This is a genomic window from Legionella worsleiensis, from assembly GCF_001467535.1.
GTDB lineage: Bacteria > Pseudomonadota > Gammaproteobacteria > Legionellales > Legionellaceae > Legionella > Legionella worsleiensis.
This window is the reverse complement of the sequence record NZ_LNZC01000012.1, coordinates 330546-348903: the sequence shown is the minus strand read 5'-3', so window position 1 is coordinate 348903 and position 18358 is coordinate 330546. Positions and strand designations below refer to the sequence as shown.

Here is an 18358-nt window from a genome sequence, read left to right as displayed (position 1 = left end):
TTAGCTCATATCATTTTTGGAGTACTTAAAAGCAAGCAACCTTTTAATGAAAATTTTGCTTGCCTTTAAAGACAGTATCTACTTTTATAATAATCAACGAGTAACACCTTGTAGCCTTGATGCAGCGATAGCGAAATCAAGGTTTAATTATCCCGCACATTAAATTAATATTCTCTTATCCAATCATTCTATGATTACAGAAAAAAAATATTAAAAGAAGTAAATAAAAAAACCCGCATGAAGCGGGTTTCTCATCAGATTAGGCTTAATCTGCAGATTTAATCTTCAGATGCAGTATTAGTTGGTCTGTCTAATAGCTCTACGATAGCCATAGGAGCATTATCGCCCTCTCTAAATCCACACTTAATAATTCGCAAATATCCGCCAGGTCTTTCGACAAATCGTGGACCTAAATCAGTAAACAGTTTTCCGACTGCCGATTTAGAACGCAAAAAATTAAAAGCATGACGACGAGATGCTACTGAATCGCCCTTACTTACAGTAATTAAACGTTCAATGTAACGACGTAAATCTTTTGCTTTTGGCAATGTTGTTTTGATTAACTCGTGCTCAATTAAAGAACAGCACATGTTAGAAAACATAGCTTTACGATGGCTACTTGTACGGCTAAAACTACGGCCCGAATTACGGTGACGCATAACAAAGACTCCTAAATATTACTCGCCAAGACTCGCTGGCGGCCAATTCTCAAGTTTCATTCCCAGCGATAAAGAACGAGAAGCTAATACATCTTTGATCTCCGTAAGAGATTTCTTTCCAAGATTAGGTGTTTTTAACAACTCATTTTCAGTTCTTTGAACTAAATCGCCAATATAATGAATGTTTTCTGCTTTTAAACAATTAGCAGAACGAACAGTTAATTCCAAATCATCAACAGACCGTAACAATACGGGATCGAAATCATTACGTTCTTTATTATCAGTACGTGATTCTTCAAATTTCATATCGACAAAAGAATGCAACTGTCTTTGAAGAATGCTGGCTGATATGCGTATTGCTTCTTCCGCATCAATGGTGCCGTTCGTTTCTAATTCAATAGTTAACTTGTCAAGATCAGTACGATTTTCTACACGCGCACTATCGACAAAATAAGCGACCTTTTTAACAGGAGAGAAACTATTATCGATTTTTAATTTACCAACAGATTTCTTCTCAATTTCATCATCAAGGTGACTGACGAAGGTATCTGTACTGTGAAAACCTATGCCTCTCTCAACCTTCAAAGTCATATTCAATTTGCCTTTTTCGTTCAAATTGGCAAGCACTAATTCAGGATTCACTATCTCCTGACCATGTGTTAATTGAATATCACCAGCAGTAACCTGGCAAGGACCTTGTTTATTAAGCGTGAGAAGTGCATCTTCACCGACTGTTAATTTAATAGCAACCAGTTTCAGGTTAAGAAGTAAATCTACTACGTCCTCCTGAACGCCCTCAATAGTACTGTACTCGTGAAGAACACCGTCTATTGAAGCTTCAGTAATGGCACTTCCAGGCATAGATGACAATAATATACGTCTCAACGCATTGCCGAGTGTGTGACCAAAACCCCTCTCCAAAGGCTCTAGAACGATTCTAGCTTTATAAGGTGACTCAGCCTGTACCTTAAGCACTTTAGGCGTTAGCATTTCATTGATTTCAGTATACATTCAGCTATTTCTCCGAGCTTACTTAGAGTAAAGTTCTACAACTAAATTAACGTTGTAGTCTGAAGATAAGTCAGTTAACGTTGGTGCTGTAGAAAAAGTACCTTTAAAAGAGGTAGTATCTACAGTAATCCAGTCACAAGGAGCTCGTTGTTCAGATAATGCTAATGCCGCCTGAACACGACCTTGACTTTTAGCTTTTTGACGAACGGTAATAACGTCGCCTGGACTTACTAAAAATGAAGGTACGTTAACTATTTTATCATTTACAAGTATTGCTTTATGAGTAACCAGTTGTCGAGCTTCTGCACGAGTACTAGCAAAACCCATACGATATACTACATTATCGAGACGTCTTTCTAAAAGAGACATCAAGTTCTCACCAGTAGAACCTTTTTGACGAGCAGCTAGCTTATAATAATTGCGGAACTGCTTCTCGAGTACACCATATAATCTGCGAATCTTCTGCTTTTCTCTAAGCTGAATTCCGTAACCATTCAAACGTGGCTTTTTATCACCATGTTGACCAGGTAATTTTTCAGATTTACATTTTGATTTATGATCACGTACACCACTTTTTAGTAATAAATCACAACCTTCACGTCGTGATAATTTACATTTTGGACCAAGATATCTAGCCATTAATTACTCCTGAGTCTTACACACGACGTTTTTTAGGTGGCTTACAACCATTATGAGGTATGCCAGTCACATCGGTTATTTCAACAATTTTAAAATCCTGAGATATCAATTCACGAATGGTGGATTCTCTTCCTGGACCAGGACCATGAACAAACACTGCTACAGATTTCATACCATATTCTTTAGCAACAACCGCAGCACGTTCTGTTGCAACTTGTGCAGCATAAGGTGTACTTTTTCGTGAACCCCTGAAACCTGATCCACCTGACGTTGCCCAACATAACGCATTACCTTGTCTATCAGTAAAGGTAACAATTGTATTATTGAAAGATGCATGAACATGAACTATACCATCTGATACAACACGTTTTGCTTTTTTTCGTACTTTTTGCTGTTTTGACTTAGTTATTGCCATCTTATTTTCCTACATGAAAAATCAATTACTAGTGCCTTTTCTACGGCCTTTTCTAGTACGAGCATTTGTTTTCGTACGTTGTCCGCGTAAGGGTAGACCTCTTCTATGCCTTAAGCCTCTGTAACAGCCCAAGTCCATCAGTCGTTTAATATTCATTGTAACTACACGACGCAAATCACCTTCTACAGTCATTTTTGCAATTTCAATCCTCAATGACTCAAGTTGAGCATCGGACAATTGCGAAACTTTAGCTGAAGGATCAACATCAACTGTTTTACATAATTTTAAAGATGTGGTTTTACCAATACCATAAATAGCAGTTAAAGCTATAACCACATGTTTGTGATCAGGTATGTTCACTCCTGCAATACGAGCCATTAGCTTCTCCGAACGTTATTTTGTTCTGTCGAAAGGGACAGAAGAATACTATTTTTATAAAATTAAATCAAGCAGATATTAACCTTGCTTTTGCTTATGTCTGGCATCCTTACAAATTACTCGTATAGTGCCACTTCTTTTAATTATTTTGCAATTGCGACAAATGCGCTTCACTGATGCTCTTACTTTCATTCCGAACTCCGATAAAAATCATAATAGACCAGGTAGTTTAGTACCTTTGAAATTAGCCTTTTTCATTAAAGAATCATATTGTTGGGTCATTAAATGAGCTTGTATCTGAGCTACAAAATCCATAATAACAACAACGATAATGAGCAATGATGTTCCACCAAAATAAAAGGGGACATGCCATGTATACATCAAGATCTGAGGTAATAAACAAACTAAAACTAAATATAAAGCACCTACGAGGGTTAAACGGGTCATCACCGAATCAATATACTTAGTAGTTTGCTCACCAGGTCTAATGCCGGGTATATAAGCCCCAGACTTTTTCAAATTTTCTGCGGTATCTTTGGGATTAAATACCAAAGCTGCATAAAAGAACGCAAAAAATAGTATCGCAATGGCGTAAACAATTAGATATAGAGGCTGTCCTGGAGACAGAGCCATACCTACATCAGATAACCAGCTCATCCCTTTACTGTGTGAAAAGAATTGAGCTAAGGTTGCAGGCAGCAGAATGATGCTTGATGCAAATATGGGTGGTATGACACCAGACATATTTATTTTCAAGGGTAAGTGGCTAGTTTGAGCCGCATACACTTTTCTGCCTTGCGTTCTTTGCGCATAATTGACTCTTATTCTTCTCTGAGCCCTTTCCATGAACACGACAAAACCAGTGACCACTACAACGACAACTGTGACTACAACCAGTGTTAAAGCCTGCATTTGCCCTTCTTTAACTTGCTGCAACACAGATGCTATTGCGGTTGGCATACTGGATACAATACCGGAAAAGATTATTAGAGAAATTCCGTTACCAACACCTTTTTCAGTAATCTGTTCTCCTAACCACATTAGGAACATAGTTCCTGTTACCAAGGTAACTACAGCAGTGAAATAGAAAGACAGATCCGGTTGCATGGCGATCTGCTGTCCTGCTAGCCATCGAGCCATACCCAATGATTGAAAAACAGAAAGCAAAAGAGTGAGATATCTGGTGTATTGATTGATTTTTCTACGTCCGGACTCACCTTCTTTCTTTAGTTGTTCCAGTTTAGGTGAAACAACTGAAAAAAGTTGAATAATAATTGAAGCAGAAATATACGGCATTATACCGATAGCAAAAACCGTAACACGAGATAAGGCTCCACCAGAAAACATATTAAATAAGCCAAAAATGGTGTTTTGTTGTTCATTAAAAAAATTAGCAAGCTTATTGGGATCTAAACCAGGAACTGGTATATGAGCCCCTAATCTATATACTAATATTCCAAGAATAACAAACATCAATCTTGATTTTAATTCAGCCAATCCTCCACGAGATTGGCTACCATTATGTTTTTGGTTTCTCATAGTCACTCTTCTATACTGCCACCCAAGCCTTCTATAGCAAGACGAGCACCTTTAGTGACTCTTAATCCTTTAAGCTTGATGGCTTTAGTTAACTCACCAGAAAGAATAACTTTAACTTCTTTAATTGAATGATTAATAACACCAGCTTCGCGTAGTGTAACCATATCAATAACATCAGCATTTATCTTGGCAAGTTCGTTTAAACAAACTTCATCTACAGTACGACCAACTCTGGATTTAAATCCCATCTTAGGCAGTCTTCTTTGAATCGGCATTTGCCCGCCTTCAAAGTTGATTTTATGGTAACCACCAGCGCGGGCTTTTTGCCCTTTGTGACCTTTACCACTTGTTTTACCTAAACCGGAACCAATTCCTCTTCCCAAACGTTTCTTAGGAGGTCTTGAACCAGGATCTGGTGATAGTGAATTCAGATTCATTATACACTCTCCTCAACGAGCAACAGGTAGTTTATCGCATTCACAAGACCACGTATAGAAGGCGTGTCATTATGAAATACACAGGAATTTGTTTTACCTAAACCAAGTTGCTTAACAATATCTATGTGCTTTGGTTTTCTACCGATAGTACTTTTAACCAAAGTAATTTTTATTTTCTTTTCCATAATTAGCCCGCCATTACTTCATTAACAGTTTTACCACGTTTGGCAGCAACGTAATCAGGTGTACCAATACTAGTTAAAGCACCAACGGTCGCACGTACGATATTACTAGGATTAGTAGAACCAATACTTTTAGCAAGGATGTTTTGAACACCCAAAACTTCAAGTACTGCTCTCATTGCACCACCAGCAATAATTCCGGTACCTTCACTAGCAGGCTTCATGAATACTTTGGAAGCACCATAGTTAAAAGTAATCTCATGGAAAATCGTTGTACCAGACAAAGGAATATAAACCATATTCTTTTTGGCTTGATCCATTGCTTTTTGAATTGCAATAGGAACTTCACGTGCTTTACCACGACCAAAACCTACTCTACCTTTACCGTCACCCACAACGACCAAAACAGCAAAGCCGAAAACACGACCGCCTTTAACTACTTTTGCGGTACGGTTTACTGATACCAGCTTTTCTTGGTATCCATCTGACTTGGTTGATTCTTCGAATGCCATAATCGTTCCTTAAAAATCTAAACCAGCTTCGCGCGCACCTTCTGCAAGTGCCTTCACTCGGCCATGATATTTATAACCAGCACGATCAAATGCAACTTGGCTTATGCCTTGCTCTTTGGCTCGTTTTCCAAGCAGTTTACCCACCAAAGTGGCTTGTTCTACCTTGCATTTTCCAGACAGACTGGTTCTTAGTTCTTTATCGTTAGTAGAGCAGACTACTAATACCTTATCACCGAGATCATCAGCTTGAACAATTTGAGAATAGATGTGTACACCACTTCTATAAACAACTAATCTTGCTCTACCCGATTTACGGATTAACGCTTTGGCTTTTAATCCACGTCTTTCACGCGAGTTTTGCTTATTCATGACTTATACCTTATTTCTTTTTGGCTTCTTTTCGTGAAATTACTTCGCCAGCATATCGAACGCCTTTACCCTTATAAGGTTCTGGTGGTCTAAATGCTCTTATTTCAGAAGCGACCTGTCCCAAAATTTGTTTATCAACACCTTTCAATACAATTGTTGTATTGTTTGGAGTCTCGACACTTACGCCTTTTGGTAAATTGTATTCAATAGGATGAGAAAAACCTAATGATAAGGTAATGGAGTTCTCTTTAGCTTGTGCTCTGTAACCAACACCAACTAGCTCAAGCGTAACGGTAAACCCGTCAGTAACACCATGAACCATATTGCTTACTAAAGCTCTGGCTGTACCAGCCTGAGCCCAAGCTTTAGGATCATTCGCAGCAGGAGAAAATTCCAGCTGGTTAGATTCAGTACTTTTAGTAATACTCACTAACCTGTTTATTTTTTGGGTTAGTGTTCCTTTGGGCCCTTTAACAGTAATCATTCCATCAGCAAACGACACTTCAACATTTGCAGGATGAACAACAGGGGCTTTTGCTACTCTAGACATATCATTCCTCGCAAGAATTAAGCCACTTCACAAATGACTTCGCCACCAACACCCTTAGATTTAGCAGATATATGAGTCATTATACCTTTGGATGTAGACAGTATCGCCACACCAAAACCAGGAATAGATGTAAGATCTTTGTAAGATTTATATACTCTTAGTCCAGGTCGGCTAATTCGTTTAATTAATTCAATAACTGGTCTGCCATGATAATATTTAAGCTTAACAGTTATAGACTTAAGATTATTGTCTAATGTCTCGACAAAGAAGTCTTCGATGTAGCCTTCTTCTTTCAAAACACGAGCTATTTCCTCTTTTAACTTAGAAGAAACTAATGTTATTTGCTGATGTTTCGCTTGTTGACCATTTCGTATTCTGGTCAGCATATCAGCAACTGGATCATGCATACTCACAATCGTTCTCCAATCAAAATAATTTACCAGCTCGATTTTCTTCCGCCGGGTACATTGCCAACCATTAGTTGTTGTCTAAGACAAATTCTGCAAAGGTTGAATTTACGATAGACGGCGTGTGGCCTACCACAACACTGGCATCGAGTACTATGACGAACAGGATTAGAATTTACTGGTAATTTTGCTAATTTTGCCTGAGCTTCCATAATTACCTGGAAATCATCAGATGATTTAATCAATTGTTTTAATTCGTTTCTGCGTTGTCTGTATTTTGCTACCAGTTTTCCACGCTTTAACTCTCGCACAAGCATTGATTTTTTAGCCACAATTTCACCCTTTTATTTTCTTTCTCTATCTTTCAATGGAAGATTAAATGCTTCTAACAAAGCTTTAGCTTCTTCGTTTGTTTTAGCACTTGTAGTGATACAAATGTCTAAACCTCTTATACCATCAGTTTTATCAAAATCGATTTCAGGAAACACGATCTGCTCATGTATACCCATACTGTAGTTACCAGTACCATCAAAGGACTTAGGGTTTAATCCTCTAAAGTCACGTACACGAGGTAAAGTAACAGAAATTAATCGATCAAGAAACTCATACATACGTTCGCGGCGCAGAGTAACTTTACAGCCTATAGGCCATCCTTCTCTGATTTTGAATCCCGCTAGCGATTTTTTTGCCTTGGTTACTACTGGTTTTTGGCCAGATATTAAAGTCATGTCTTCAACAGCATGATTCATTACTTTTTTGTCACCAACAGCTTCACCAACACCCATATTCAAGGTGATTTTGGTAATTTTGGGTACTTCCATAACACTTGAATAGTTGAACCGTTTCATCATCATTGCGACGACGTCTTTCTTGTAAAACTCTTTAAGTCTCGCCATTTCAATCACCTAATTAAACACGGTCAATTATTTCATTGTTAGATTTGAAGTATCTAACTTTCTTGCTAACGCCGCTCTCTTCAAGATACTTAAAGCCTACTTTGTCTGCTTTTTTTGTAACAGGGTTGTAAAGAGCAACATTTGAAACGTCTAGTGGAGCCTCACGTGTAATAATTCCACCTTTGTTTTCTGGTTGCTGTGGATTGGCTTTAACATGTTTTTTGATTAAATTTCCACCTTCAACAACTACTGTGTTACCGATTACTCGTAGGACTTTACCCACATGACCTTTACTTTTACCGGCGACTATAATCACTTCATCGCCTGATCTAATACGTTTCATACTTTAATCCTTCTCACAAAACTTCAGCAGCCAGAGAAATTATTTTCATAAACTTCTCTCGTAGCTCGCGAGTAACGGGGCCAAAAATACGAGTTCCAATGGGCTCGTTTTGGTTATTTAAAAGTACTGCTGCATTTCCGTCAAAACGAATTAAAGAACCGTCATCTCTTCGTACACCTTGAGCAGTACGAACAACAACAGCCTTCATAACAGCACCTTTTTTTACTTTACTTCTTGGTATAGCATCTTTAATACTTACTTTTATAACATCGCCAACACGGGCATACCGTCTGTGCGATCCACCTAGTACTTTAATACACATTACCTTTCGTGCTCCGCTATTATCAGCAACTTCGAGCACTGTCTGCATTTGGATCATTATATTCTCCAGCTCTAATTTCGACCAGAAAAAGGTTGCTGATTATATCAGGCCTTTTAGGGTTTTAAAAGTATATCAACCGAGATGATTAAGAAATAACTTCGACTAATACCCAGCTTTTCGTTTTAGAGAGCGGTCTTGACTCACGGATTTTCACAGTATTACCGATTTGACATACTTGATTTTCATCGTGAGCATGCAATTTAGTTCTGCGTTTCATGATCTTACCGTACTTAGGATGCTTAACAGTACGTTCAACCATAACTACTATTGTTTTATCCATTTTGTCACTAACTACTTTTCCAACCATAGTTCTAGCGTTTGATTCACTATTAGTAGACATGTCACTTACCTGCCTTTTCAGTCAACATTGTTTTAACTCTTGCCACTGACTTACGCACCAGAGTGATGAGATGTGTTTTATCTAGTGAGCCGCTTGCTTTTCTCATTCGTAAATTAAACTGTTCTTTACGTAATGAAAGCAATTCAGTTTGCAATTCTTCAACAGTCAAATTGCGCAATTCATCGATTTTTTTCATTACATTACCGTCCGTTCTTCAAATATTACTTTGAAAGGCAGTTTTGCCTTTGCTAGGTCAAAGGCTTCCATAGCAAGTTCTTTTGAAACACCTTCCATTTCAAATAAAACTTTACCTGGTTGAATTTGAGCTACCCAATATTCAACACTACCTTTACCTTTACCTTGTCTGACTTCTAAAGGCTTTTGGGTGATTGGCTTGTCTGGAAATACTCTAATCCAGATTTTACCGCCACGTTTGATATGACGAGTCATTGCTCGACGTGCAGCTTCGATTTGACGAGCTGTAAGACGACCACGCTCTAATGCTTTCAGACCAAACTCACCGAAACTAATCTTGCTACCGCGTAAAGCAAGACCACGATTACGACCTTTCATCTGCTTGCGGTATTTAGTACGTTTTGGTTGCAACATGATACTTATTCCTCACTCACTGGGCGCTGTCAGATATTCTTTTCTTTTGAGGCAGTATTTCGCCTTTGAAGATCCAGACCTTTACACCAATAATTCCGTAGGTAGTTTTTGATTCAGCTGTACCGTAATCAATATCCGCTCTAAAGGTATGAAGAGGAACACGTCCTTCTCTGTACCACTCAGAACGAGCTATTTCAGCACCACCAAGTCTGCCACTTACACAGATTTTAATACCTTTAGCACCGGCTTTCAGAGCTGAAGTAACCGCTCTTTTCATAGCTCTTCTAAACATAACCCGCTGCTCTAACTGTTGAGCAATACCTTCTGCAACCAGTGTTGCATCAAGCTCAGGCTTTTTAATTTCTTCAATATTTAAATGAACTGGAACACCAAGTTTATCGGATATTTCTTTACGCAGTGATTCAATTCCACCGCCTTTTTTACCGATGATGATTCCTGGTCTACCTGTTTTAATAGTAACAACAGCATTATTTGCTGGTCGCTCAATAAGAATCTGACTAACAGCTGCAGCCATTAATTTCTTTTTAAGCTCTTTACGCAATTTAATGTCCTGAATCAAAAATTCAGCATAGCGTTTACCAGCAAACCATTTGGAGTTCCAATCTTTAATTATTCCAAGGCGTATGCCTATAGGGTTAACTTTTTGTCCCATTGCTATTCCTCGTCAGACACTTTAATCGTGATATGGCAGGTACGTTTACAAATTCGATTTGCACGACCCTTAGCTCTGGGACTAATACGTTTTAAAGTTGCTGCTTCATCAACGCATACCATACCTACTTTAAGATCATCAATATCTGCCCCATTGTTATTTTCAGCATTTGCTATCGCAGATTCCAACAACTTCAACATCAATTGAGCACCTTTTTTTGGTGTAAACTTGAGAACGTCAAGTGCACCTGATACATTCATATTTCGTATCATGTCGGCTACCAATCTACCTTTTTGAGCAGATAAAGGAGCGCCTTTTAATTTAGCTGTAACTTCCATCATACCCTCTTACTTGCCTTTAGCCTTTCTGTCTCCAGAATGACCTTTGAATGTACGAGTCATGGCAAACTCACCTAGTTTGTGACCTACCATATTATCTGTGATATAGACAGGTACGAAATCTTTGCCGTTATGCACAGCAATAGTTAAGTCAATCATTTCAGGAACGATTGTCGAACGTCTAGACCAAGTTTTAATTGGTTTTTTAGATTTTGATTCGATTGCAGCTTCAACTTTGCTGATCAAATGATGGTCAATAAATGGACCTTTTCTTATAGAACGAGCCACTTGATATCCTCTCAATAATTATTTCTTTTTACGTCTTCTGACAATAAAGCCATCAGTACGCTTATTACTTCTGGTTTTATAACCTTTAGTTGGTACACCCCAAGGAGATACGGGATGACGTCCACCAGAAGTACGACCTTCACCACCACCATGTGGGTGATCAACAGGGTTCATAGCTACACCACGAACAGTTGGTCTTATACCTCTCCAACGCTTAGCACCTGCTTTACCCAGAGAACGTAAGCTGTGTTCACTATTACTTACTTCTCCGATTACAGCTCTGCATAAAACATGAATTTTACGCATTTCACCTGAACGTAAACGCAAGGTTGCATAGATACCTTCTTTAGCTACAATTTGTCCACTGCAGCCAGCGCTACGTAACATTTGCGCACCTTTGCCTGCTTTCATTTCGACACAATGAATAGTTGTACCTACTGGAATGTTTTTAAGTGGAAGGCAATTTCCGACACTAATCGGTGAATCGGCTCCACTAACTACAGTTGCGCCAACCTCAAGGTTAGAGGGTGCGATAATGTATCTCTTCTCGCCATCTTTATAGGCGATAAGAGCAATCAGAGCTGTACGGTTAGGATCGTATTCAATACGCTCAACTTTTCCAGTTATTCCGTCTTTGTCACGTTTGAAATCAACCAGTCTGTATTTTTGGCGCTGACCACCACCTATATGCCTTACAGTTATCCTGCCTTGGTTGTTTCTACCACCAGTTTTTTTTAACTTTTCAACTAGAGCCGCATGTGGCTTACCTTTGTGGATATTGTGGTGAACAACACGTATTTCGCCACGTTTACCAGGCGATGTCGGTTTCGATTTTAGTAGTGCCATCTTAATCTGCCTTATTCGGTAACTGTAAAGTCAATATCTTGATCAGCGTGAAGGGAAACAAATGCTTTTTTCCAGTCACTTCTTTTTCCAGAAGTTTGTTTGAAGCGTTTTGCTTTGCCCTTTACATTGATAACAGATACATGCTTAACTTTAACGTTAAATATGTGCTCAACAGCCATTTTAATTTCAGTTTTAGTCGCAGTCTTTAAAACCTTAAAGGTAAACTGTTTAAACTTATCGGCCATGACAGTAGCCTTTTCAGAAGTATGTGGTTCACGAAGAACCATCATCAATCTCTCAGCATTCATTGTAACTGTTCCTCAATTTTTTTAATTGCAGCTTCTGTAACAACAACTTTTTCAAATCTGAGTAAGGAAACAGGATCTATAGTTGTAACATCACAGATATCGTAGTCAATTAGATTTCTTGAACCCAAGTATTCGTTTTCACCGACTTCATTCATAATAACCAAAGCATTTTTAATAGCCAGTTGGTTCATTTTATTGATGAAATCTTTAGTCTTATGGCTCTCACATTGGAAATCGTTAACGACTACCAGATTGCCTGTACGACAAAGTTCGGAGATTATACTACGTAATGCACGTTTGTACATTTTTTTATTAAGTTTTTGTGAGTAATCTCGTTTTTTAGAAGCGAAAGTTACTCCACCACTTCTCCAAATAGGACTTCTGATTGTTCCTGCTCGTGCTCTGCCAGTACCTTTTTGATTCCATGGCTTGCGTCCTCCCCCTCTAACTTCAGAGCGGGTTTTTTGTGCACTGTTACCACTTCGGGCATTATTCATATAAGTTACAACGGCTTGATGAACCAGACCTTCGTTGTAAGAGTATGAAAAAATGTCATCGTTAAGTTGCAATTGAGCTTTTGTATCTATAGTAGTAATTTCCATCACTCACCTCTTGCTTGCTTTTTGATCGCAGGCTTGATTTCTACTCGTGAACCCGGAGCACCAGGAATAGCACCTTTAATCAGTAGTAAATTTCTCTCAGCGTCAACACGCACAAGTTCCAGACTTTGAGTTGTACAACGCACATTACCCAAATGTCCTGCCATTTTCTTACCCTTGAATACTCGACCTGGTGTCTGATTTTGACCTATAGAACCGGGTACACGGTGTGATCTTGAGTTACCGTGAGTTGCATCTTGAGTTCTAAAATTATGTCTTTTGACTGTACCGGCAAATCCTTTACCTTTACTCACACCTGATACGTCAACGTATTGACCAGCAGTAAAGAGATCAGAAACAGAAATTACTTGTCCCATTGTGTAGGAATGTTCTGTATCAACATGAAACTCAATTAACATGTCACCAGCTTCGATTTCAGCTTTGGCGAAGTGTCCTGCCATAGGCTTATTCACTTTGCTAGCTTTCTTTACTCCACCGGTTAATTGAACTGCTGAATAACCATCAACGTCAGGAGTTTTGATTTGAGAAACACGATTTGGTTGAACTTCTACAACAGTTACTGGTATTGAAACACCTTCTGCTGTAAATTCACGTGTCATACCGATTTTACGGCCTAGTAAACCCGTCATAATTGTAATACCTCTTAAATATCCTTCATCCTAACATTTAGTCATCAAGGCTTATCTGAACATCAACGCCAGCAGCCAGATCTAATTTCATCAAAGCATCTACTGTTTTTTCAGTTGGATGAACGATAACGACCAGACGTTTATGAGTACGTAGTTCATATTGATCTCGTGCATCTTTGTTCACATGCGGAGAAGTCAATACAGTGAATTTTTCCTTTCTGATAGGCAAGGGTATAGGGCCTCTAATTTGAGCCCCTGTACGTTTTGCTGTCTCAACGATTTCTCGAGTCGATAAATCAATCAACCGATGATCAAAGGATTTTAATCTAATTTTAATGTTTTGATTGCTACTCATTCTAATTACTCGATAATTTTAGCGACAACACCGGCGCCTACAGTACGGCCACCTTCCCGAATTGCGAAACGTAAACCTTCTGTCATCGCAATAGGCGCATGCAAGTTGATAACTAACTGAACGTTATCTCCTGGCATTACCATTTCAATTCCAGATGGAAGATCACAAGTACCTGTTACGTCAGTCGTTCTGAAATAGAACTGCGGACGATATCCATTGAAAAAAGGAGTATGACGGCCACCCTCTTCTTTTGACAATACGTACACTTCAGCTTCAAACTTGGTGTGCGGCTTAATTGTACCCGGTTTTGCCAACACTTGTCCACGTTCAACTTCATCACGCTTGGTTCCACGCAGTAATACACCGACATTATCCCCAGCTCTTCCTTCATCAAGAAGTTTACGGAACATTTCTACACCAGTACATATTGTCTTTTGAGTGTCATGAATACCGACAATCTCTACTTCTTCACCTACTTTAATTATTCCACTCTCAACACGTCCGGTAACAACAGTACCACGACCAGAAATTGAGAATACGTCTTCGATTGGTAACAAGAATGATTTATCAATGTTTCGTACTGGCTCAGGAATATATGAATCCAGAGTTTCTACCAGTTTTTCAATCGATGGGACGCCTATATCACTAGTATCACCTTCAAGGGCTTTAAGTGCTGAACCAACAACAATAGGGATATCATCACCAGGAAACTCATAACTGCTTAACAAATCACGAACTTCCATCTCAACCAGTTCAAGTAACTCAGCATCATCAACCATATCGGCCTTGTTCATGTACACAACAATGTAAGGTACACCAACTTGACGTGATAATAGAATGTGCTCTCTTGTTTGAGGCATAGGACCATCAGCAGCTGAAACAACTAATATTGCTCCATCCATCTGAGCTGCACCAGTGATCATGTTTTTAACGTAGTCAGCGTGTCCTGGGCAGTCTACGTGAGCATAGTGCCGATTGGCAGATTCGTACTCAACGTGGGCTGTAGAAATAGTGATTCCACGCTCTCTTTCTTCAGGCGCAGCATCAATCTGATCGTATGCTTTTGCAGTTCCGCCATACTTCTTTGCCATAATCGTTGTGATCGCAGCGGTCAAAGTTGTTTTACCATGATCTACGTGACCAATTGTCCCCACATTTACGTGCGGTTTTTTACGCTCAAATTTTTCCTTCGCCATCGGAAAGTCTCCCCGTTTGCTAATTGATATTTACATGGTGCCCACAACTGGACTCGAACCAACGACCTCTTCCTTACCAAGGAAGTGCTCTACCGCCTGAGCTATGTGGGCTTAATATATCAGCTTGCTAACTCATGCTGACAAGCAAATATTTCTACTACAATCATGGAGCGGGTGATGGGAATCGAACCCACGCTATCAGCTTGGAAGGCTGAAGTTCTACCATTGAACTACACCCGCTTTCTACTTTTCTTCATTTATCTGGTGGAGGGGGAAGGATTCGAACCTTCGAAGGCAGAGCCGTCAGATTTACAGTCTGATCCCTTTGACCGCTCGGGAACCCCTCCAAAAAGAACGCTATTGTCTTTTAAGATGAATTGAATGTCAACTATTTAGTTGACATTCTTTTCTACTTAGATGGTGCTGGCACCAGGAATCGAACCCGGGACCTACTGATTACAAGTCAGTTGCTCTACCAACTGAGCTACGCCAGCTCTACGCTTTTATACTTCTTTAACATAACAAAGGTTCATACATTTTTATTTTATTAACGTATGCCTTAAATAAAACCCTGGCGATGACCTACTTTCGCATGAGGAAACCTCACACTATCATCGGCGCATGTTCGTTTCACTTCTGAGTTCGAGATGGGATCAGGTGGTTCCAAACCGCTATTGTCGCCAGGAAAACTGGTTGCCTTAAGCGTGTCGATTTATTTAATTCAACACGGCTCAGGCCTGGTAAAGTTCGAGGTAACACATTCTACTCTATTTATTCGTCTACTTCTATAATCCAAAGCAACTCAGATTATATGGTCAAGACAATCAGCCAATTAGTACAAGTTAGCTACACGCATTACTGCGCTTCCACACCTTGCCTATCAACGTCGTAGTCTTCAACGGGCTTCATGGGAAAACTCATCTTGAGGGAGGCTTCCCGCTTAGATGCTTTCAGCGGTTATCCCGTCCGAACTTAGCTACCCGGCTATGCCACTGGCGTGACAACCGGTACACCAGAGGTTCGTCCACTCCGGTCCTCTCGTACTAGGAGCAGCTCCTCTCAATTTTCCTACGCCCACGGCAGATAGGGACCGAACTGTCTCACGACGTTCTAAACCCAGCTCGCGTACCACTTTAAATGGCGAACAGCCATACCCTTGGGACCTGCTTCAGCCCCAGGATGTGATGAGCCGACATCGAGGTGCCAAACACCGCCGTCGATATGAACTCTTGGGCGGTATCAGCCTGTTATCCCCGGAGTACCTTTTATCCGTTGAGCGATGGCCCTTCCATTCAGAACCACCGGATCACTAAGACCTACTTTCGTACCTGCTCGAGCCGTCACTCTCGCAGTCAAGCACCCTTATGCCTTTACACTCTTGGTACGATGTCCGACCGTACCGAGGGTACCTTTGTGCTCCTCCGTTACTCTTTGGGAGGAGACCGCCCCAGTCAAACTACCCATCATACACTGTCCTCATCCCGGATTACGGGACCAAGTTAGAACCTCAATAACAACAGGGTGGTATTTCAAGGTCGGCTCCATAAGAACTAGCGTCCTCACTTCAAAGCCTCCCACCTATCCTACACAGTGATTATCAAAGTCCAGTGCAAAACTATAGTAAAGGTTCACGGGGTCTTTCCGTCTAGCCGCGGGTACACTGCATCTTCACAGCGATTTCAATTTCACTGAGTCTCGGGTGGAGACAGTGTGGCCATCGTTACGCCATTCGTGCAGGTCGGAACTTACCCGACAAGGAATTTCGCTACCTTAGGACCGTTATAGTTACGGCCGCCGTTTACCGGGGCTTCGATCAAGAGCTTCTCCGAAGATGACCCCATCAATTAACCTTCCGGCACCGGGCAGGCGTCACACCCTATACGTCTTCTTACGAATTTGCAGAGTGCTGTGTTTTTAATAAACAGTCGCAGCCACCTGGTCTCTGCGGCCCTCACCAGCTTTGTTTAGCAAGTAAACTAACCAGCAAGGGCGTACCTTCTCCCGAAGTTACGGTACCATTTTGCCTAGTTCCTTCACCCGAGTTCTCTCAAGCGCCTCAGTATTCTCTACCTGTCCACCTGTGTCGGTTTGCGGTACGGTTCTCTATAGGTTATGGCTAGCAGCTTTTCCTGGAAGCCGAGCATTAATGACTTCTCTGTACACCGAAATGTCAGAACCACTTAGCACCTCAGAGTTAACAGGAAACCGGATTTGCCAAGTCTCCCCTCCTACATGCAAGTACCAGGACAACCAACGCCTGGCTCATCTAGCTTTCTTCGTCCCCACTTCACCACCTATAAAAAGTCCAGGAATATTAACCTGGTTCCCATCGACTACGCTCTTCAGCCTCGCCTTAGGGGCCGACTCACCCTGCTCCGATTAACGTCGTGCAGGAAACCTGGGACTTCCGGCGTGAGGGTTTTTCACCCTCATTATCGTTACTCATGTCAGCATTCGCACTTCTGATACCTCCAGCAGACTTCTCAATCCACCTTCTTCAGCCTACAGAACGCTCCCCTACCACGTGCACTTAGTGCACATCCGCAGCTTCGGTGACTAGTTTTAGCCCCGTTACATCTTCCGCGCAGGCCGACTCGACCAGTGAGCTATTACGCTTTCTTTAAAGGATGGCTGCTTCTAAGCCAACCTCCTGGCTGTCTATGCCTTCCCACATCGTTTCCCACTTAACTAGTACTTGGGGACCTTAGCTGGCGGTCTGGGTTGTTTCCCTCTTCACGACGGACGTTAGCACCCGCCGTGTGTCTCCCGTGATTCAATTAGCCGGTATTCGGAGTTTGCATCGGTTTGGTAAGCCATGACAGCCCCCTAGCCGAAACAGTGCTCTACCCCCAGTAATCATTCACGAGGCGCTACCTAAATAGCTTTCGGGGAGAACCAGCTATCTCCGGGCTTGATTAGCCTTTCACTCCTAGCCACACGTCATCCGATAATTTTTCAACATTACCCGGTTCGGACCTCCAGTTGGTGTTACCCAACCTTCATCCTGCACATGGCTAGATCGCCCGGTTTCGGGTCTACTCCCAGCGACTCGCGCCCTATTCAGACTCGATTTCTCTACGGCTTCCTTATTCAGTTAACCTCGCCACTGAAAGTAACTCGCTGACCCATTATACAAAAGGTACGCAGTCACACGTCCGAAAACATGCTCCCACTGCTTGTACGCAAACGGTTTCAGGTTCTATTTCACTCCCCTCTCCGGGGTTCTTTTCGCCTTTCCCTCACGGTACTAGTTCACTATCGGTCAGTAAGGAGTATTTAGCCTTGGATGATGGTCCACCCATCTTCAAACAGGATTTCACGTGTCCCGCCCTACTTGTTCGTGTGCTTAGTTCCTCATCAAATCTGCGTATACGGGGCTTTCACCCTCTATTGCCAACCTTCCCAGATTGTTCTACTCCATTCAATGATAAATCACA

The 18358-nt window shown here is 40.9% G+C and carries 29 protein-coding genes, 4 tRNA genes and 2 rRNA genes (1 of these 35 running past the window's edge); all 35 read right to left on the bottom strand.

The features are described 5' to 3' along the window. Positions 1-278: 278 nt before the first annotated feature. Positions 279-659, bottom strand: a complete 381-nt coding sequence (rplQ, locus tag Lwor_RS07450; protein WP_058493248.1) for a 50S ribosomal protein L17 — start codon at positions 657-659, stop codon at positions 279-281. 18 nt (positions 660-677) lie between these two features. Then, positions 678-1670, bottom strand: coding sequence for a DNA-directed RNA polymerase subunit alpha (locus Lwor_RS07445; protein WP_058493247.1), 993 nt, complete (start codon positions 1668-1670; stop codon positions 678-680). Positions 1671-1688: 18 nt separating this feature from the next. Beyond that, entirely contained in the window at positions 1689-2309 is a 621-nt protein-coding gene (gene rpsD / locus Lwor_RS07440) for a 30S ribosomal protein S4 (RefSeq protein WP_058493246.1), read from the bottom strand. A 16-nt stretch (positions 2310-2325) separates the two neighbouring features. After that, a complete protein-coding gene (gene rpsK / locus Lwor_RS07435) occupies positions 2326-2724 on the bottom strand; it encodes a 30S ribosomal protein S11 (RefSeq protein WP_028385523.1) in 399 nt (132 codons plus the stop codon). Positions 2725-2745: 21 nt separating this feature from the next. Further along, positions 2746-3102, bottom strand: a complete 357-nt coding sequence (rpsM, locus tag Lwor_RS07430; protein ID WP_058493245.1) for a 30S ribosomal protein S13 — start codon at positions 3100-3102, stop codon at positions 2746-2748. 78 nt (positions 3103-3180) lie between these two features. Beyond that, positions 3181-3294: a 50S ribosomal protein L36 gene (rpmJ, locus tag Lwor_RS13475; protein WP_010946099.1), complete on the bottom strand. Its 114-nt coding sequence runs from the start codon at positions 3292-3294 to the stop codon at positions 3181-3183. Positions 3295-3312: 18 nt separating this feature from the next. Then, positions 3313-4641, bottom strand: coding sequence for a preprotein translocase subunit SecY (gene secY, locus Lwor_RS07425; RefSeq protein WP_058493244.1), 1329 nt, complete (start codon positions 4639-4641; stop codon positions 3313-3315). A gap of 2 nt (positions 4642-4643) precedes the next feature. Beyond that, entirely contained in the window at positions 4644-5078 is a 435-nt protein-coding gene (rplO, locus tag Lwor_RS07420) for a 50S ribosomal protein L15 (protein ID WP_058493243.1), read from the bottom strand. After that, complete coding sequence (gene rpmD, locus Lwor_RS07415; RefSeq protein WP_058493242.1) at positions 5078-5263, bottom strand: 50S ribosomal protein L30; 186 nt, start codon at positions 5261-5263, stop codon at positions 5078-5080. Before rpmD ends, rplO begins: the two co-directional genes overlap by 1 nt. Positions 5264-5265: 2 nt before the next feature. Continuing rightward, positions 5266-5772: a 30S ribosomal protein S5 gene (gene rpsE, locus Lwor_RS07410; RefSeq protein WP_058493241.1), complete on the bottom strand. Its 507-nt coding sequence runs from the start codon at positions 5770-5772 to the stop codon at positions 5266-5268. 9 nt (positions 5773-5781) lie between these two features. Beyond that, positions 5782-6141 (bottom strand): 50S ribosomal protein L18, encoded by a 360-nt coding sequence (gene rplR / locus Lwor_RS07405; protein ID WP_058493240.1) that lies wholly within the window; start codon positions 6139-6141, stop codon positions 5782-5784. 10 nt (positions 6142-6151) lie between these two features. After that, positions 6152-6691 carry a 50S ribosomal protein L6 gene (rplF, locus tag Lwor_RS07400; protein ID WP_058493239.1) on the bottom strand — a complete coding sequence of 180 codons (540 nt, stop codon included), beginning with the start codon at positions 6689-6691 and terminating at the stop codon, positions 6152-6154. Positions 6692-6708: 17 nt separating this feature from the next. Further along, the gene (gene rpsH, locus Lwor_RS07395) at positions 6709-7098 is read right to left on the bottom strand and encodes a 30S ribosomal protein S8 (RefSeq protein ID WP_202967151.1); all 390 of its coding nucleotides are present in this window, start codon (positions 7096-7098) and stop codon (positions 6709-6711) included. 29 nt (positions 7099-7127) lie between these two features. Continuing rightward, positions 7128-7430, bottom strand: coding sequence for a 30S ribosomal protein S14 (gene rpsN / locus Lwor_RS07390; RefSeq protein ID WP_058493237.1), 303 nt, complete (start codon positions 7428-7430; stop codon positions 7128-7130). 12 nt (positions 7431-7442) lie between these two features. Then, positions 7443-7994, bottom strand: coding sequence for a 50S ribosomal protein L5 (gene rplE / locus Lwor_RS07385; RefSeq protein ID WP_058493236.1), 552 nt, complete (start codon positions 7992-7994; stop codon positions 7443-7445). A 13-nt stretch (positions 7995-8007) separates the two neighbouring features. Then, positions 8008-8337 (bottom strand): 50S ribosomal protein L24, encoded by a 330-nt coding sequence (gene rplX / locus Lwor_RS07380; protein ID WP_058493235.1) that lies wholly within the window; start codon positions 8335-8337, stop codon positions 8008-8010. A gap of 13 nt (positions 8338-8350) precedes the next feature. Further along, positions 8351-8716 (bottom strand): 50S ribosomal protein L14, encoded by a 366-nt coding sequence (rplN, locus tag Lwor_RS07375; RefSeq protein WP_028385535.1) that lies wholly within the window; start codon positions 8714-8716, stop codon positions 8351-8353. Positions 8717-8804: 88 nt separating this feature from the next. Next, complete coding sequence (rpsQ, locus tag Lwor_RS07370; protein WP_058493234.1) at positions 8805-9059, bottom strand: 30S ribosomal protein S17; 255 nt, start codon at positions 9057-9059, stop codon at positions 8805-8807. 1 nt (position 9060) lies between these two features. After that, on the bottom strand, positions 9061-9255 hold the full coding sequence (gene rpmC / locus Lwor_RS07365) for a 50S ribosomal protein L29 (protein ID WP_058493233.1): 195 nt from the start codon (positions 9253-9255) through the stop codon (positions 9061-9063). Next, the gene (rplP, locus tag Lwor_RS07360; RefSeq protein ID WP_058493232.1) at positions 9255-9668 is read right to left on the bottom strand and encodes a 50S ribosomal protein L16; all 414 of its coding nucleotides are present in this window, start codon (positions 9666-9668) and stop codon (positions 9255-9257) included. Before rplP ends, rpmC begins: the two co-directional genes overlap by 1 nt. 16 nt (positions 9669-9684) lie before the next feature. Beyond that, on the bottom strand, positions 9685-10341 hold the full coding sequence (gene rpsC / locus Lwor_RS07355) for a 30S ribosomal protein S3 (RefSeq protein WP_058493231.1): 657 nt from the start codon (positions 10339-10341) through the stop codon (positions 9685-9687). Positions 10342-10343: 2 nt separating this feature from the next. Next, positions 10344-10679, bottom strand: coding sequence for a 50S ribosomal protein L22 (gene rplV, locus Lwor_RS07350; RefSeq protein ID WP_028385540.1), 336 nt, complete (start codon positions 10677-10679; stop codon positions 10344-10346). A gap of 9 nt (positions 10680-10688) precedes the next feature. Then, on the bottom strand, positions 10689-10967 hold the full coding sequence (gene rpsS, locus Lwor_RS07345; protein WP_058493230.1) for a 30S ribosomal protein S19: 279 nt from the start codon (positions 10965-10967) through the stop codon (positions 10689-10691). An 18-nt stretch (positions 10968-10985) separates the two neighbouring features. Continuing rightward, a complete protein-coding gene (gene rplB / locus Lwor_RS07340) occupies positions 10986-11813 on the bottom strand; it encodes a 50S ribosomal protein L2 (protein WP_058493229.1) in 828 nt (275 codons plus the stop codon). An 11-nt stretch (positions 11814-11824) separates the two neighbouring features. After that, positions 11825-12121: a 50S ribosomal protein L23 gene (rplW, locus tag Lwor_RS07335; RefSeq protein ID WP_058493228.1), complete on the bottom strand. Its 297-nt coding sequence runs from the start codon at positions 12119-12121 to the stop codon at positions 11825-11827. Then, positions 12118-12723 (bottom strand): 50S ribosomal protein L4, encoded by a 606-nt coding sequence (gene rplD, locus Lwor_RS07330; RefSeq protein WP_058493227.1) that lies wholly within the window; start codon positions 12721-12723, stop codon positions 12118-12120. Before rplD ends, rplW begins: the two co-directional genes overlap by 4 nt. Next, the gene (gene rplC, locus Lwor_RS07325) at positions 12723-13373 is read right to left on the bottom strand and encodes a 50S ribosomal protein L3 (protein ID WP_083501590.1); all 651 of its coding nucleotides are present in this window, start codon (positions 13371-13373) and stop codon (positions 12723-12725) included. Before rplC ends, rplD begins: the two co-directional genes overlap by 1 nt. Before the next feature lie 34 nt (positions 13374-13407). Further along, positions 13408-13725: a 30S ribosomal protein S10 gene (gene rpsJ / locus Lwor_RS07320; RefSeq protein WP_003633094.1), complete on the bottom strand. Its 318-nt coding sequence runs from the start codon at positions 13723-13725 to the stop codon at positions 13408-13410. Positions 13726-13730: 5 nt separating this feature from the next. Then, positions 13731-14921, bottom strand: coding sequence for an elongation factor Tu (gene tuf, locus Lwor_RS07315; protein WP_028385545.1), 1191 nt, complete (start codon positions 14919-14921; stop codon positions 13731-13733). A 35-nt stretch (positions 14922-14956) separates the two neighbouring features. Further along, a tRNA-Thr gene (locus Lwor_RS07310) sits at positions 14957-15032 on the bottom strand. A gap of 55 nt (positions 15033-15087) precedes the next feature. Then, positions 15088-15161: transfer RNA gene (locus Lwor_RS07305), tRNA-Gly, on the bottom strand. A 22-nt stretch (positions 15162-15183) separates the two neighbouring features. Then, a tRNA-Tyr gene (locus Lwor_RS07300) sits at positions 15184-15268 on the bottom strand. A gap of 71 nt (positions 15269-15339) precedes the next feature. Next, positions 15340-15415, bottom strand: a tRNA-Thr gene (locus Lwor_RS07295). 75 nt (positions 15416-15490) lie between these two features. After that, a 5S ribosomal RNA gene (gene rrf, locus Lwor_RS07290) occupies positions 15491-15606 on the bottom strand. Positions 15607-15732: 126 nt separating this feature from the next. Further along, a 23S ribosomal RNA gene (locus tag Lwor_RS07285) occupies positions 15733-18358 on the bottom strand (it continues 270 nt past the right edge of the window).